Annotated in this window: 13 protein-coding genes; 1 reads left to right on the plus strand and 12 read right to left on the minus strand. The window is 43.9% G+C overall.

The features are described from left to right. Positions 1-308: 308 nt before the first annotated feature. From MHI21_RS16905 to MHI21_RS16945, 9 genes are all read right to left on the minus strand, one after another. The gene (locus tag MHI21_RS16905) at positions 309-1,574 is read right to left on the minus strand and encodes an adenosylhomocysteinase (RefSeq protein WP_013311100.1); all 1,266 of its coding nucleotides are present in this window, start codon (positions 1,572-1,574) and stop codon (positions 309-311) included. A gap of 63 nt (positions 1,575-1,637) precedes the next feature. Further along, positions 1,638-3,269 carry a bacillithiol biosynthesis cysteine-adding enzyme BshC gene (gene bshC / locus MHI21_RS16910; RefSeq protein WP_341163623.1) on the minus strand — a complete coding sequence of 544 codons (1,632 nt, stop codon included), beginning with the start codon at positions 3,267-3,269 and terminating at the stop codon, positions 1,638-1,640. Between the two features lie 122 nt (positions 3,270-3,391). Further along, entirely contained in the window at positions 3,392-4,330 is a 939-nt protein-coding gene (locus tag MHI21_RS16915) for an ATP-binding cassette domain-containing protein (protein ID WP_013311102.1), read from the minus strand. Positions 4,331-4,341: 11 nt separating this feature from the next. Beyond that, positions 4,342-5,292: an ABC transporter permease gene (locus tag MHI21_RS16920; protein ID WP_013311103.1), complete on the minus strand. Its 951-nt coding sequence runs from the start codon at positions 5,290-5,292 to the stop codon at positions 4,342-4,344. A gap of 4 nt (positions 5,293-5,296) precedes the next feature. Beyond that, positions 5,297-6,229: an ABC transporter permease gene (locus tag MHI21_RS16925; protein WP_023989458.1), complete on the minus strand. Its 933-nt coding sequence runs from the start codon at positions 6,227-6,229 to the stop codon at positions 5,297-5,299. Between the two features lie 197 nt (positions 6,230-6,426). After that, positions 6,427-8,127 carry a peptide ABC transporter substrate-binding protein gene (locus MHI21_RS16930; RefSeq protein ID WP_165178388.1) on the minus strand — a complete coding sequence of 567 codons (1,701 nt, stop codon included), beginning with the start codon at positions 8,125-8,127 and terminating at the stop codon, positions 6,427-6,429. Between the two features lie 153 nt (positions 8,128-8,280). Then, positions 8,281-8,670 (minus strand): DUF3397 domain-containing protein, encoded by a 390-nt coding sequence (locus tag MHI21_RS16935; RefSeq protein ID WP_341163622.1) that lies wholly within the window; start codon positions 8,668-8,670, stop codon positions 8,281-8,283. Positions 8,671-8,674: 4 nt separating this feature from the next. Continuing rightward, a complete protein-coding gene (locus tag MHI21_RS16940) occupies positions 8,675-9,634 on the minus strand; it encodes a 2-dehydropantoate 2-reductase (RefSeq protein WP_342418568.1) in 960 nt (319 codons plus the stop codon). A 126-nt stretch (positions 9,635-9,760) separates the two neighbouring features. Then, positions 9,761-10,411, minus strand: coding sequence for an RsfA family transcriptional regulator (locus MHI21_RS16945; RefSeq protein ID WP_254325272.1), 651 nt, complete (start codon positions 10,409-10,411; stop codon positions 9,761-9,763). Positions 10,412-10,708: 297 nt separating this feature from the next. On the opposite strand from MHI21_RS16945, the gene MHI21_RS16950 reads away from it, so the two are divergent. Continuing rightward, complete coding sequence (locus MHI21_RS16950) at positions 10,709-11,794, plus strand: hypothetical protein (RefSeq protein WP_341163620.1); 1,086 nt, start codon at positions 10,709-10,711, stop codon at positions 11,792-11,794. Positions 11,795-11,893: 99 nt separating this feature from the next. On the opposite strand, the gene MHI21_RS16955 is transcribed toward MHI21_RS16950, so the two are convergent. From MHI21_RS16955 to typA, 3 genes are all read right to left on the minus strand, one after another. Next, complete coding sequence (locus MHI21_RS16955; RefSeq protein WP_023989462.1) at positions 11,894-13,225, minus strand: PhoH family protein; 1,332 nt, start codon at positions 13,223-13,225, stop codon at positions 11,894-11,896. A gap of 302 nt (positions 13,226-13,527) precedes the next feature. After that, the gene (locus MHI21_RS16960) at positions 13,528-14,589 is read right to left on the minus strand and encodes an LCP family protein (RefSeq protein WP_341163619.1); all 1,062 of its coding nucleotides are present in this window, start codon (positions 14,587-14,589) and stop codon (positions 13,528-13,530) included. A gap of 125 nt (positions 14,590-14,714) precedes the next feature. Then, positions 14,715-16,556 carry a translational GTPase TypA gene (gene typA, locus MHI21_RS16965; RefSeq protein ID WP_061828529.1) on the minus strand — a complete coding sequence of 614 codons (1,842 nt, stop codon included), beginning with the start codon at positions 16,554-16,556 and terminating at the stop codon, positions 14,715-14,717. Between the last annotated feature and the right edge of the window lie 80 nt (positions 16,557-16,636).

The raw sequence follows: 16,636 nt of genomic DNA on the forward strand, positions 1-16,636 counted from the left end.
CATTCTCCCACTTTGGCCCACTTTCCACCACCTAAGCATAATAGATTCGCTTTAAAAAATCAAAGACCTCTTTTTCGTTACCAAAAAGTGATAGAAGCCGGATCCATACCATTATGTCTGTTATTGTAGCCCCGCGTCACAAGATGCAAAAAAGCCCTTATCCCATGAAGCCGTCCCCCGACAATATGCATCAGGTTTCGAAACAACACGGAATAAAGGGCTTACTCTCTGTCCATTATGTCAACCTAAACAAATACTTGCATAAAAACGCAACACTTTGCAGCGAAAATCGTGATGAGAAAATCCGATTACGCGTTCCAGCTGTCCAAATAGATCTTTTGGTCTTCAGTTAACGTGTCAATTTGGATTCCCAGACTATCAAGCTTGAATCGAGCTACCTGTTCATCAATTTCATATGGTACATTAATAACGGCTTTGCCTAGCTCATTGTAACGATCATTCACATATTTCAAGCCAAGCGCCTGAAGCGCAAATGTCGTATCCATAATTTCCGCAGGATGTCCATCAGCAGCAGCCAGATTCACGAGGCGTCCTTCTGCCAGCAAATACATTTTACGTCCATCTTTAAAGCGATATTCCTCGATATTGCGACGCACCGTACGAATGGATTCGGAACGTTTAGCAAGCTCAGGCTTACTAACCTCCACATCAAAATGCCCTGCGTTACACAGCACAGCTCCATCCTTCATCACATCAAAGTGTTCTCCTGTAATTACAGCCTTGTTTCCAGTTACTGTAATAAAGAAGTCGCCCAGTTTGGCAGCCTCTACCATCGGCAAGACATGGAAACCATCCATATGGGCTTCTACTGCCTTGATCGGATCAACTTCGGTTACAACAACGTTGGCTCCCAGCCCTTTCGCACGCATTGCAACTCCTTTGCCACACCAGCCATAACCTACCACAACCACTGTACTTCCTGCTACAACCAGATTAGTCGTACGAATAATGCCGTCGAAAGCTGACTGTCCTGTACCATAGCGGTTATCAAACAAATATTTGCAGTAAGCATCATTAACAGCCACCATCGGAAAGTGAAGTTGCCCTTCTTTTTCCAAAGCCTTCAAACGAATAATGCCAGTAGTTGTCTCCTCTGCTCCCCCACGGATCGTAGAAATCAGATCAGGCCGTTCGGATTGCAACAGAGTAACCAAGTCACCACCATCATCTATAATGAGATCCGGCTTTGTTTCCAGTGCCTTGATTTGCAAATTCTTGAATTCTTCTGGGTCTGGATTGTATTTAGCTAATACTGTAACGCCATCTTCAACTAATGCGGCACAAACATCATCTTGTGTAGACAATGGATTACTCCCCGTAATAGTTACCTGCGCTCCACCTGCTTGTACCACTTTAGCCAGGTAAGCCGTTTTGGCTTCCAAATGTAGACAGATGGTTACCTTCAGACCAGCAAAAGGCTGCTCTTGCTCGAATTGTTGACGTATACGGTTCAATACCGGCATATGGGCTTCTACCCAATCAATTTTCAAATGACCTTCAGGGGCCAATTTAAGATCGTGAACTATGCTATTTTGTAGAGAATGGGAAGTCATACTTTGTTTCCTCCTTCATATTGGTTGAATTTGCTCCATGATAAATCCTATATAAAATAACAATCATACATAAATAACACGATGCGTACCTGTCAGATCCAATGGTACATTCATAATCGTATCAATCAAGCTGAGACCATGACGGTTTAGAAAATGATAGATCGTATACGCCCGCTCCTGCGGCTGTCCAAATGGAAAAAGCGACCATTCGATGCGATCCCACTGACGAAGTGCTGTTTCATTTTGCCGAAGCAACGCTTCCTGAACTTTTGCCTCCAGATAGGCGATCTGTGCCAGAATCTTCTCGCGGTTGGTTTCTCCGAGCCGTAGCAAACCTTTTTCAATCAAACCTGTCTGCTGCACAAGTGGTTCGTACATGCGGACAAAAGCTTCCTTAGCCCCTGAAAACTGATCCTGCATTCCAAGCTGATCTTGAGTGGCAATCCATTGCTTTTTCCGCTCCTCAAGTCCGTCTCTAACTTGACCAAAACTTAATTCATACTTAAGCATATGCTTCTCCACACCTGGCTCTACCAACGTAAAAGACATTCGTGGCAGCAGTATCGGCATCTGCATCTCCAACACCTCGAAAGCATCTCGTGTAATCGCCCAGTAAGCAATCTCACCTAGACCCAGCACAGATGCCAGCACCGGAAACAGTGAATCCTGCATTAGAGGACGAGTTAGCACATTGTTACTAAAACGTTCGGGATGTCTATCTATCTCTTCAAGCAGTTCATCCACAGTAAACGCCACCAGACCGTGTCGATCCGTGAATAGTCCAGCTTTTTTGAAAAGCAGCAAGCGTTCATCTTCATGGATATAAAAGAGATTCGCGCCACCTTCATGCACATCGGCTTGTAAATGATATCCATAATCTACGATCCGTGTGGCAGCCGTCCGATAAGCCTGCTCCAACTCATCATTGTGCTGAACCAGCCGCTTAAAAACGGATGCTTCCAGCTTGCGTAGCGAAGGATCTGCTGAATCCAAGAGTACTAATCCATAGGTGCCAAACAAAAGGCCCAGCAACTTGGCAAAGGCTTCACTCAGTCCATATGAATCCGTTATCCCGTTCTCAATCATGCGCATTATATCAGCCTTATGTTCTGAATCTGGCAAGCTTTGCTCTATATCCGCTATCGCTTGCTTCCATTCAAAAGCGTCAACTTTAATGGCACTAACCGAAGATCGGCGTTCAGGTTGCTTATTCAGCTTGATTTTGACGGCTTGTGGGTCATTTGCCATTACGTATGTATGATTGACCTCGTCCCAGTCATGATCTTCGCCAGCAATCCAGAAGATGGGAATAACCGGACGTCCAAGCCGTTCCTCAGCTTCTCTCGCCGCCTTAATAAGGGTAGCGGCTTTGTAAATGACCAACATCGGACCTGTGAACAATCCGCTTTGCTGCCCGCCAGCTACTACTAAGGCATCTGGACTTTCCAGACGGTCCAATGAAGCACGAACCGCCTCATACGAATTGTATTTCTCATTGTATATACGAAGACATGCTACGACATCCTTACGGTTTAATCGCAGATGCCCCGTCTTATCCAGCCACTTCGCCCGTTGGGCATAAGCATCGGCGTGCAGCACATTATATTCATACAAGTCGCTTGCGCGTCCTGTACCCTGTATATAATCTTCTGCCAAAGCCGACCCTCCGCGAAGCGTTTCCGGAATTATTTTCATGGGTCTGCCTCCTGTCTCCACCAAAACCTTACTGCTTGATTGTACCGAAAGCCTCTGTCCACGTCAAAGCTTCCTACAAAAAAAACCGCCGAATAACTCGACGGTTGGTGCATAAAACAAGATCAGGCGTAAGGCTCAGCTACAAAATGTCCTTTAGACACTTCGATGAGCGTAGCATTTTCCAGGTTATAAGCCCCTGTCTTACTGCCAGATGCATCATGAATCGGGCCTGCTTGGTCGCCTGGCATAATAATCCGTTTTTTGTTGGCTTCTACTTCTGGATCAGGAAGTGGGATCGCCGACAAAAGCATTTTCGTATAAGGATGGATCGGATTTGCATACAACTCAGCACTTTCTGCAAGCTCAACCATTCTACCCATATACATTACAGCTACCCGATCACTGATGTGCTTGACCATCGACAGATCATGCGCAATGAAGAGGTATGTCAGACCCAAACGTTCTTGAAGCTCTTTTAACAGGTTGACAACCTGAGCCTGAATAGATACGTCAAGAGCTGAAATTGGCTCATCACAAATGATGAATTTAGGATTAACAGCCAGTGCACGTGCAATACCGATCCGTTGACGTTGACCACCAGAAAACTCATGCGGATAGCGTGTTGCATGGTCAGGGTTCAAACCAACCAGATCAAGTAACTCCTCAATCCGTTTCTTACGTTCTGCACGGCTACCCGCCATATTGTGAATATCCAGTGCCTCACCAATAATATCAGAAACGGTAAAACGCGGGTTCAATGATGCATACGGATCTTGAAAGATCATCTGCATATCACGGCGCATTGCTTTCATTTTACTTGGTGATAATTTGTAAATATCCGTACCGTTAAAACGTACGCTACCTGCTGTAGGTTCATACAAGCGCAAAATCGTACGACCCGCTGTAGACTTACCACAGCCGGATTCGCCAACCATACCCAGCGTTTCACCCTCGCGAATATAGAAATTCAGGTTGTCCACCGCTTTGAGCACACGGTTTTTGCCAACATTAAAATACTTTTTAAGACCTTCAACCTCAATTAAATTGTTGCTACTCACCATGATCTCACCTCCTATTTCTTCAACTTCGGATCAAGCGCATCACGCAAGCCGTCGCCAAAAAGGTTGAACGCAAGCATAATCAAACTGATCAAACCTGCTGGGAAAAGCATCCGCCACGGGTAATACATCCACCCGGTCAGAGCTGATTCAATCATTGAACCCAACGACGCCTGAGGAGCCTGTACCCCTAATCCAAGGAAGCTCAGGAATGCCTCAGAGAAAATAGCACTTGGAACTGTCAAAGTCAGTGTGACAATGATCGGTCCTACCGCATTGGGCAACAAGTGACGGAACAGCAAACGACCAGCACCTGCACCCATTGAACGGGAAGCGAGTACGAATTCTCGGTTTTTAAGTTGTAACATCTCACCACGTACAATCCACGACATGTTAATCCACCCCGTTACACAGAGCGCAATAATAATTGTAGTGATACTTGGCTCCAGTACCACCAGCAACAGGATCGTAACAAGCAAGTAAGGAATGGAGTACAAGATTTCAGAAAATTTATTCATGATTTCATCAACGCGGCCACCAAAGTAACCCATAATTCCACCATAAATAACTCCAATCATCAAGTCAATCATTGCAGCAGCCAAACCAATAATCAAGGAAATCCGAGCGCCCATCCAAGTACGTACAAACATATCACGCCCCAGATCATCTGTTCCGAACCAATGTTCCGCCGAAGGAGGAAGATTGGTGCTCAACAAATCATTCGTGCGGTCATCGTATGGGGACAGCATTGGACCAACGATTGAAGCAAGCACAATGAGAACCAAAACACTCAAGCTTGTCATGGCCAGTTTGTTTTTACGAAGTCGCTCCCAAGCATCTCGCCAAGCGGATAAGCTTTCGCGCTGAATAACTTCAGACTGCTTTTCATCCGCCCCGACCTTCTGGAAATCTTCCGGTTTCACCTGAAGCTTATCCAAGTTCACAGCATTATCTTTAACAGACATAAAGTTATCCCTCCTTCCCGCCAGTAAGCTTAATCCGCGGATCAATAAATCCATATGCAATATCTGTAATAAAACGCGCCACCATCAGCAAAATACCGTAAAAAATAGTAACTCCCATAATCATGGTATAATCACGGGTTGTAATACTATCTACGAATACCTTACCAATACCGCCAATCCCGAAGATACGTTCAATAACAACTGAACCCGTAATAATATTGGCCGTCATTGGTCCCACATAGGTAACAACCGGCAGAATAGCATTACGCACAACGTGTTTGAACATAATAGTAATGGATTTCAAGCCTTTAGCCTTGGCAGTCTTAATGTAATCCGCATGAAGCACTTCCAGCATACTAGAACGCGTTAGTCGAGCGATAAACGCAATAGGGGAAGCAGATAGAGCTGCAACAGGCAGAACGTAGTCCATCGGACCGTCAAAGCCCATAACATTAAACCAACCTAACTGTTGAGCGAAGAAAAATTGAATCAACGATGCCAGAACGAAGCTGGGAACCGCAATCCCCATGATAGCTAATACCATTGCAACGTTATCTATTAGCCTACGATGATACAAAGCTGCTAGCATACCTAGCAAGAGACCGACAATTATCGACACGATTATGGCAACAAAACCCAGTTTAAGGGAAACCGTAAACGTTTGTCCGATAATGTCAGTTACACTTTGATTCAGCTTTTTCATAGAAATACCAAAATCACCTGAAGCAATATCACCTAAGTATTTAAAATATTGGACATATACAGGCTTATCCAGCCCATATTGCTCCATTAACCGGGCTTGAATCTCAGGAGAAGTCGCTTTTTCACTCATGAAGGGGTTACCCGGAATTGCTTTCATGAGAAAAAACGTCGCAGAGATCAGAATGAACAAAGATAGCAGCATGTAGAAAAATTTACTGATCAAATAACGCGTCATTGCCCGTTTACACCCCCCATAAATTTTTTTCGACACCATTCGATTTTATCGAAATAGAATTGGACTGTCCAATCTACTTATTTGCATGGTTACATGATGATGGAAAAGACCATGACACACAAAAAAAACGGGATATATATGGTTCTATCCACATATATATCCCGAAGTAACTATCAAACTTCAGAATCGAGCTTCAGTTACTGTGTAATATACGCTCTTGTGAAATCAACTGCTCCACTAAAGTCAAGCCCAATGTCTTTTACATTCGGTTTTGTTAAAGAAACATTTGAGTAGTAGTAGATCGGAAGCATTACCATATCATCTTGAACCAGAATTTTCTCCGCTTTCGCAAAATCTTCCATTCGTTTTGCTGGATCAGTTTCTTTCTTAGCTGCTTCAATCAAAGCATCATATGCTGGGTTAGCATAACCTGCATTGTTGTTGCCATTGCCTGTTGTCCACATATCCAGGAATGTCATTGGATCATTATAGTCAGCAGACCATCCACCACGAGCGATTTGGAAATTCAGCTTGTTACGTGTTTGGATAAATACGCCCCACTCTTGGTTTTGGGTTTTGATGTCAACGCCAAGGTTTTTCTTCCACATATCAGCAACTGCCAAAGCAATCTTTTGGTGACTCTCACTGGAGTTATACAGCAATGTTACCGGAGGAAGTGTAGTTACGCCTTCTTCCTTCATACCTTCTTGAAGCAATTTTTTCGCTTCAGTGAAATCTTCTTTGAAGTAATCATCTTTATTCTCAGTGCGGAATTCTTGAGATACTCCTTTGATACCTGGAGGTACAAAGCCGTATGCAGGAATTTGACCGCCCAATGTTACTCTTTCAACGATTGGTTGGCGTTCAATAGCCATCGCAAACGCTTTACGGATTTTAACATTGTTAAATGGTTTTTCAGTTACATTAAACAGATAGTAGTACGTACTTGCAATCCCTTTTGCCTTAAATTCGTTAGGCAGTTCTTTTTTCACAGCCGGAATTTGGTCGGTAGGAATTTCACCGTTTGGCATACCTGCGTAATCGAGTTGTCCACTTCTATAAGAAGCCAGCTCTGTTGCACCGCTATTTACAAGGGACATCGTAATTTTGTTCAGCTTGATCTCATCTTTACCCCAATAGTTTTCACTCTTGGTTACTTCGATCTTTTGACCGCTGTCCCAAGTCGTTAATGTGTAAGGTCCGTTAGTGATCATGCTATCTTTCTTAACAGCCCACTTATCATTACCTTTAACAGAAGGATTTACAGGATAGAAAGTGTAGAAAGAAGTCAATCCCAAGAAGTAAGGAGTTGGGTGCTCCAGCTCTACTTGCAATGTATGATCGTCAACAGCTTTAACACCTACATCTTTAAAGTCTGTAACTTTAGTGCCTTTAAAAGATTTGGAAGTGCTCAGGTTGTAACCCTCAGCATTTTTGATATAGTACAATTGGTAAGCATATGGAGGTGCAGGAGCCGTGGAAGGATCCAATACCCGTTGCCAAGCAAATACGAAGTCGCTTGCTTTGACTGGGTCGCCATTACTCCATTTTGCAGTATCACGAAGCTTGAACGTATAGGTTTTGCCGTCATCGGAAATCTTCCAAGATTCAGCTACGCCAGGGATTTCTTTGCCGTCAGGACCCATACGTACGAGACCTTCATACAAAGTTTTCAGAACCGTGTTAGTTTGACTATCCTGAGCTTGTGCCGGATCGAACGTTGGCGGCTCGGATGCAAGGTTAATGCGCAAAATTTGCTTGTCGGCCGCAGCCGGCGTAGTCGAGGTGTTTTCTTGTGCGCCCTTACCATTGGTATCGTTCTTGCCGCCGCAACCTGCGAGCAGTGCGCCAACTGCAAGAATGAGTGTCAAAAGGACTAAAAAGCTTTTCCTTTTCATCTAGCGTTTTCCCCCTAGTTCTAAAGTGGTATATGTTTATAGATTATACAACCAGCGGTCAAAAAAATCTACATTACATTTCTTCAAATTGAGCTTTTTTTTCAAAAAAACATGATTAATTCATATTTTTTCACCTTTTCATGTCACCTTATATCACATGGTGTTGAATATATTCTTAAATATACCAACTACAGTCAACAAAATATACGCCAATGTCATCGCCATAAAAGTTAATCTCCAGACCGCTCTACATAATCTTTTACCATCAACCTTCCCTTTTATTCGATTTTGAGCTCCTCCAATTAAACCCAAGGCCAGTAATAGGAGCAGTAGAATCAAATAAAAACCGAATCGAGATGTAAAAATGACGTTAAAGAGTGCTGCGACGGAAAATATCAGAAAAAACGTGGTAATATCCATAGAAGTAAGTAACGATTTCTTTTTTTCCACTTTAAGAATGTAGCGACAAACCGCAAACACGATCAAAAACGGAAAAAAGGGAAGAATACTGAAAGTGATAATAGTACCTTGTATAAGACTCAACTGATCACCCCTCTTTTAGCCGCATGCCTTCAATTAATTGCCACAATACCTCATGAGTTGGTGCAGTAACTCCAGCCCGATCTGCCATCTGCACCAGTTGTCCGTTAATGGAAGCAACTTCTGTCATGGACTGTGCAAGTACATCAGCTAGCATGGACGAGTGATTCTCTGCCGTTGCCCGGCATACATTCATAATTTGCTCCCACCATGCGTTTTCCCAGTGGATACCATGAGCTTCATACACTTGAATGCCTTCATCGTACAGCCTGCGCATCATATGTATTCGAATAGGGTCCGAAAGCAGCTCGCCATTACGAACTCGCCATAACGCCGTCAGCGGATTGATCACAGCATTGATCAACAACTTGCGATACATACCGTTCTCGATTTCTTTCGACAAGCAAGCGTCAAATCCTGCTGCAACCAGCCGATTTAGCACACATTGATTAAAATTATTGTTCTTCGACTCCTCCTCTTCCTCCGAACATCCTATTTCAGTAACACCCGATCCTGCATGTACAATAGATGCTACTCCCTGCCTCTTGGCTCCTTCAGTCGTCACAGCAGGGTATATTACAGCTTTAGGCCAAGCCTTTCTAATGCGTTCTATATGGCCGATTCCATTCTGCAAGCAAACAATTCCTGTATCTCTATCCATTTGAGCTGCAGGCTGGATCTGTTCTAATACTTCCTCAATCGCCCCCTGTTTGGTCATAAGCATTATCCATCGTGCCGGAGCCTGTGAATTTAACCGTTGCCAATCTGCCAATGGAGCTACCTTCAATTTATTCCCGGACACATGTACTGCCGTCTGTCCCTCCTTATCAAACACAGTAATCCCTTCACGAGCAATGATGCGTGCCTGCTCAAGTGTACGCGTCCACAGCCTTACTTTTGTACCTGAGGCAGACAACCTCCCGGCAAACAACAATCCCAGCGAACCCGCTCCAATAATATCAATCACCTTTGTATCGTCTCGCTTCCATCTTTTTTTCTACTATATCATATGCACTCTAAAGAAATACAAAAAACGCCAACTACAGCAAAGCGCTAGTTGACGTTTTATTTCAATATTGCAGAAGTAATCTTGTTACTCAATGCGCTCCAGATTCCCATTGGCGTCCATTTTGAATCTGGATTTAAGCTCTTCCTCATCATCAGTGATTAAAGCCAAGCGCCGAGCCCGGTCCATAATCTGAATCAGAGCTTTATAATCATCATTCACAACACGATAGTCGGTTTGCACCTCATTCACTTCTTTGGACAGCCGGTCATTAATGGAGCGAAGCTGATTCAATTCTTCTTCCTTTTCCCGTAAATCTTTCTCCAGCATCTTAATCTGCCGATTCGTTTCCTGGACAGATCCCTTCCATTGACGCAAGAAGCGAATTACTGCATCAATAGATAACGTATCCTCACTCGTACCATCCGTTCTGTACCCACCTTCGACTGTATCAAGCGAGGCAAAAGCCGCAACCTGTGATACACCTACCGGGTTCTGCTTACGGATATAACTGCGCTTCTGGCGCTGTGCTTTGGCAATGCTAATCGCTTCATCATAACGTTTGCGCACGCAGCTGTTCCAACGAAAGCCGCATGCTGCAGAGGTTCTTCCGATTTTTTGACCAACCTCCTCAAACGCAGCGAGCTGCGTCCCACCTTCACGGATATGCCGCAATGTCACCTCCGCCAATATCAAGTCATCTTCCACACTCCATGCATCTTGTCTTATTGCAGTCATGCCTCTAGCCCTCCTAACAACATCCTGAAATAACCGTCTTCATGAACCGATCTTGCCGGTATTTGAATAGGGTATAAAAGCTGTTTATTCATTCCTATGCCTCTCGTAGAGTTCATAGAATCTATTTGATACTAAATTGTATTTCCATTTCTGCAAGAACTCATACGTGAACGTAAACAGTTTCGGGTTTTAAGCATGCTCAGACTGCTGTACAATAAAATGAATGGTTAAAGAAACAGAAAGGATCATATACATTACCATTAGTTTTTTTCGGGAATACATAAAAGGGGAAACCAAATGAACAAACGAATAAAAATCACAATCAGCACCCTGCTGACCACTATCATGATGCTAACTTTCATATATGTACGTCCTACTCTGGCCGCTCCCTCCCATGAAGAAAATCAGATTTTACAAGATAGCCTGTCGATTGTAGAGATAGACCATGAAATTGAGCGAATCAGTCAAGAGCAGCAGACTCTTATGCAGCGTCAGCGGGAATTGCGAAGTAATCTCACCGTTCAGCAAGAGCAAATGACCATACAACGGAAGCGTGCAGGTTCTGTGCTGCGATCGTATTATATGGGAGAAAGGGACAAGCTGTTGAGTGTAGTGCTAGGGGCGAAAAGTATAAGGCAGCTTCTCTCTCTGTACGATTACTACTTATTATTGATTAGTCACGATCAGGATGTGCTTCAAGAATATGAATCCAATTATCAATCTATGCGAAAAACAGAACAACAAGTCACCCAAGCCTCAATGGAATTGGAAACAGTCAAAACAAACTTACTGGCACAACGCAAACGCATTATCCTGCTTCAGTCGCGTGTAAATGACGGCGTTAACGCCAGTAATGACCCGGATACCCTACGCAAGCTTATTGGCGAAATGACAGCTTATTGGGAGAATGTAGGTGTCTACGAGGTAAATAAGCACTTTAAAGCATTAGCTCAAGCTATGCAGGATTTACCGCAATTCATTCAACAACAACAAGGTGCTATGGTTACAAATGGAAAAGTGATTACGATAAGCATTCGCGAAGAGGACTTTAACCGTTTTTTAAAGTCAGAAAATGAATTGTTTAATCACTTCAACTTTACATTTGCACAGGATCGAATTATGGTAGAAGGTCAGCAGGGAACGATGAAATTAAGAGTAGAGGGTCACTACACGGTAGAAAATGAACCGAAAAATGCAATTTTATTTCATGTAGATCGATTGGTATTTAATGGTCTGGAACTACCTGATACGACCCGCAACAAGCTGGAAAAAGATTTTGATCTAGGTTTCTACCCACAGCAGCTTATTTCCTATGTCAAAGCCACAGAAGTACGCACTTTAGCAGGAATGCTCGAAGTTAAGCTCGAATTAAACTTTAAATAAGCTTTTGCTCACTTTCATTGTTCTGAATTTTTACGTGTACAAAACAAGAGACCCCGGGATATTCCCGAGGTCTTTATTATTGTCATAACGATAGGGATTTTATAGCAGATCGGCTGCCAACTGCGCAAGCTTGGAGCGTTCTCCTTTTTCCAACATAATATGCCCGCTAATCCCTTCTTGCTTAAACCGCTCCACTACATAGGTTAAACCGTTGCTGGCTGCATCCAGATATGGGTGATCAATCTGCTCCGGGTCTCCCATCAAAATAATCTTGCTTCCCTCACCCACCCGGGACACAATCGTTTTGATCTCATGTCGGGATAAGTTTTGCGCCTCATCGACTATAATAAATTGCCCAGGTATCGAACGCCCGCGAATATAAGTAAGTGCCTCCACCTGAATACTGCCCAAGCCCATCAAAATTTTGTCGATATCACCTGATTTTTTGGCATCAAACAGATACTCTAGATTGTCGTAGATTGGTTGCATCCACGGGCGAAGTTTTTCATCCTTTTCTCCCGGTAAATAACCAATATCCTTACCCATAGGAACAACAGGCCGAGCAATCAGCAGTTTCTTGAAGCGATGTTCATCCTCTACCTTAAGCAAGCCTGCCGCCAGCGCCAGCAGCGTTTTGCCCGTACCCGCTTTTCCTGTAATGGTCACGAGGGGGATATCGTCATTAAGCAAAAGCTCCAATGCCATCCGCTGTTGAGCATTACGCGCGCTGATTCCCCACACCGATTCGTTACTTAAGTACAGCGGCTCTAATCGCTCTGCCTCCTGATTTACTTTCAGCAAAGCTGATTTTCCAGTTCCCATTTCATCTTTCAGAATGACAAATTCATGTGGATACAGCGTATAAGGTAGTTCCAGTGGCTTGATTGGTAAAAAACGGTTAGAGTAAAATTCATCTATGATGGACGGGTGCACCTGTATTGCCGAGTATCCGGGATATAGCTCACTTAGATCGCCTGTTCTATCGGATAGGTAGTCTTCGGTCAGCAGTCCCAATACATCTGCCTTGATCCTGACCAGCACATCTTTACTGACCAAAACGACCGAACGTGGTTCAGGCTGCTCCTGCTCTTCCAGATGATAATTCAAGGCAACCGCTAAAATCCGGTTATCGTTCGAAACCTCCCCGAACATCTCCTGAACTTTCAAAAAACTTCGGTGGTTTAACTCAACCTTAAGCCTTCCACCTTGGGGAAGTGGAACGCCACTATGCAGATGACCCACTTCTCTCAATCCGTCCAACAATCGCGATACATTGCGGGCATTCCGTCCAATCTCATCCGCGTTGCGTTTTTTGGAGTCGATTTCTTCCAGAACTACAGCTGGAATAACAACTTCATGTTCTTTGAAGGTAAATATGGCTTTCGGATCATGCAGCAGCACATTCGTATCCAGCACAAAAATTTTCTTCATTAAATCCCCTCCAAAGCGGCGTGGACAATCTCGTGTTTCATACCTATACCTATTCACCGGGTACCTAATACTTGCTGATTCCCTGAAAAAAGAACCCCAAAGCAGCATAAAACAACGAAAAGTTGTAAGTGAAGATAGCCTCTGAGCCTGTCCATTTTTGAAATTAGACACAAAAGGCCCAGTGATTGCTCACTGGACCTAGACTTGGTTCACTATAACTTTAGACATACCTCAACCCCCTTATGTTATATAAGAGCTTTACTCGCTGCGAGTATAACATAAGTGGGAAGAAAGATACATACTCAGGAATTGGAAGAAGCTGCGGTATTGTCGCTTGCTTTTTTAGCTAATTCCTCTTGGAGCGCTTGCTTGGCCAAATCGAGCTGTTGCTCATCAATGTACACATACGGGCTACGCCACGTTCCTGCTACCGGATTGTATTTCACATTTTGCTTGGAAATATCCCAATAGGTTTGTACGATATTTTTCATTTGCTGTGACTCGATATCTGTCATCATATTCTTATCAACCGATTTAATAATTGCACTAAACTTGGTCAAAGCGTTAAAGGATTGCATTTGGTCAATTAGGGAATGAAGCACCTGATTTTGTCGACGATTACGATCAAAATCGTCAGATTCAGCTGTTCTCGGACGACAATTAGATTTGCGGTAGCGAACAAAATCAAGAGCCTGATCACCGTTCAAATGCTTGGCTCCAACTGTCAGGTTAATATCGGTACCATCTGCACGGTCACGATAACACATGTTTTTATCAACCGTCACATCTACGCCACCCAAATTATCTACTACATCTCTAAAGCCCTGGAAGTTAATAACCGTCACATAATCAATATCAATGTTTAAATATTTTCCAATCATCTTCTTCATTTGTTCTTCAGCAACTTCGCCAGATTCTTTCTCTCTAGCCTTAAACACCGGATAATACTCATTCAACTTGCGAGGTTTATATCCATCCATTTCTAGACGCGTATCGCGCGGTAAGGACACGATGGTAGACGATTTAGTATTGGGGTTCAATGTAGCTACCATAATAACGTCGGACAAATAAGTCGGATGATCAGGGCGGTAATCGGTTCCTAGCAATAAGATAGTCAAAGGCTTAGCTTCTGCCAATTGTGTTTTGGGTACTTCCTTGTTGATCCCCGTATCCAAAACTTCCTCTACCTGATTGTAAAGATAGTAGGTATAACCACCTGCTGCCAAAATACCTATAATAAGCAGAAACAAGACAAACTTCATAAACGATCTGAAAAAGCTTTTTTTCTTTTTCGTTTTTTTCGGTTTGGCGGATTTTTTCCCGCTTTGTGTCCGGGGAGGCAATCCGTTCGAAAGATTACTCATGCTTCAACACCTTTTCCTGCGTTTTGAGAAATATAGCTTTCTCCAAGTTTACAATCCTAAAACACACACAGCGGCGCATCCCGTTCCCGGGCGTCGCCGCTGTGGCCAAAGACCAATCCAATCAATTACATATTTGCTTGTGCTGTTTTACGTTGTTTCTCCGCACGCTCGCGTTCACCTTTGTTCAAGATCTTTTTACGCAAACGGATAGCGTTAGGTGTAATTTCGCAATACTCATCATCATTCAGATATTCGAGCGCCTGCTCCAAAGAGAAGATGACAGGTGTTTTCAGTTTAACTGTATCGTCTTTTGTTGCTGAACGAACGTTTGTCAGTTGTTTTTCTTTACAAATGTTAACGACGATGTCGTTATCACGTGTGTGCTCCCCAACGATCATACCCTCATAGATTTCAGTACCTGGCTCCAGGAACAAAATACCGCGGTCTTCCACGCCCAGCATACCATAAAAAGTAGAGCTGCCGTTTTCCGTTGATACGAGTACACCCTGATGACGTCCACCTACTTGACCGCCAACAAATGGTCCATAGCTGTCAAACGCATGGTTCATTACGCCATAACCACGAGTCAAAGTCAGGAAGTTTGTAGTGTAGCCGATCAGACCACGTGCAGGGATCAAGAATTCCAAGCGAACCTGTCCGGTGCCGTTATTAATCATGTTAACCATTTCGGCTTTACGGGAGCCCAAACTTTCCATAACCGCGCCCATGCTTTCTTCCGGAATATCAATAAGGAGACGTTCGATTGGCTCCATTTTCTTACCGTCAATTTCCTTGACGATAACTTCCGGCTTGGACACTTGCAGTTCGTAACCTTCACGACGCATGTTTTCAATCAGGATACCCAGATGCAACTCACCACGTCCGGATACAATAAAGGCGTCCGGGCTATCTGTTTCATCAACACGTAAGCTGACATCCGTTTCGAGTTCTTTCAGAAGACGCTCACGCAATTTACGGGATGTTACCCACTTACCATCGCGACCTGCGAATGGGCTGTTGTTAACCAGGAAGGTCATTTGCAGCGTTGGTTCATCAATCTTCAGTACAGGCAATGCTTCAGGATGATTTGGATCAGCAATGGTTTCACCAATGTTGATATCTTTAATTCCCGCAATTGCCACAATGTCACCAGCGCCCGCTTGGTCAGTTTCAATACGTTTCAGACCTTGGAAGCCGAAAAGTTTCTCAATACGCGCTGATTTACTACTACCATCACGCTGCATAACTGTGACTGCTTGCCCCTGCTTGATGATACCGCGGTTTACACGACCTACTGCAATTCGGCCAAGGTATTCGTTATAGTCCATCAGTGTTACGAGGAATTGAAGAGGCTCATCTACTTTCTCAGTTGGAGCCGGAATGTGCTCTACAACTGTTTCGTACAATGCTTGCATGTTATCGTCTTGCTTTTCAGCATCCATGCTGGATGTTCCGTTCAGCGCCGAAGCGTACACAACAGGGAATTCCAATTGCTCGTCATTCGCACCCAGCTCGATGAACAGATCCAGTACTTCGTCAATAACTTCTGCCGGACGAGCTGCCGGACGGTCAATTTTATTTACTACAACGATTGGCGTCAGATTTTGCTCCAGCGCTTTACGCAGTACGAATTTCGTTTGCGGCATGCAACCTTCGTAAGCATCAACGACGAGCAAAACACCGTCAACCATTTTCATAATCCGTTCCACTTCGCCACCAAAGTCGGCGTGTCCCGGTGTATCTACAATGTTAATCAGATAATCTTTGTAAGTGATAGCTGTATTTTTAGCCAAAATCGTAATACCGCGTTCACGCTCCAGATCGTTGGAGTCCATGGCGCGCTCCTGAACAGCCTCGTGTTCTCTAAATGTTCCGGACTGTTGAAGCAGCTTGTCGACAAGCGTCGTTTTTCCGTGGTCGACGTGGGCAATAATCGCAATATTGCGAATGTTTTCTCTAGCATGCATGGTTTGTATCCATATCCTTTCCGTATATCAAAATAGTGTCTCTATCCTGAAGCAGTGCTGATTCAAGGCTAACAATCGTT

The organism is Paenibacillus sp. FSL H8-0168 (assembly GCF_038592955.1).
GTDB lineage: Bacteria > Bacillota > Bacilli > Paenibacillales > Paenibacillaceae > Paenibacillus > Paenibacillus polymyxa_B.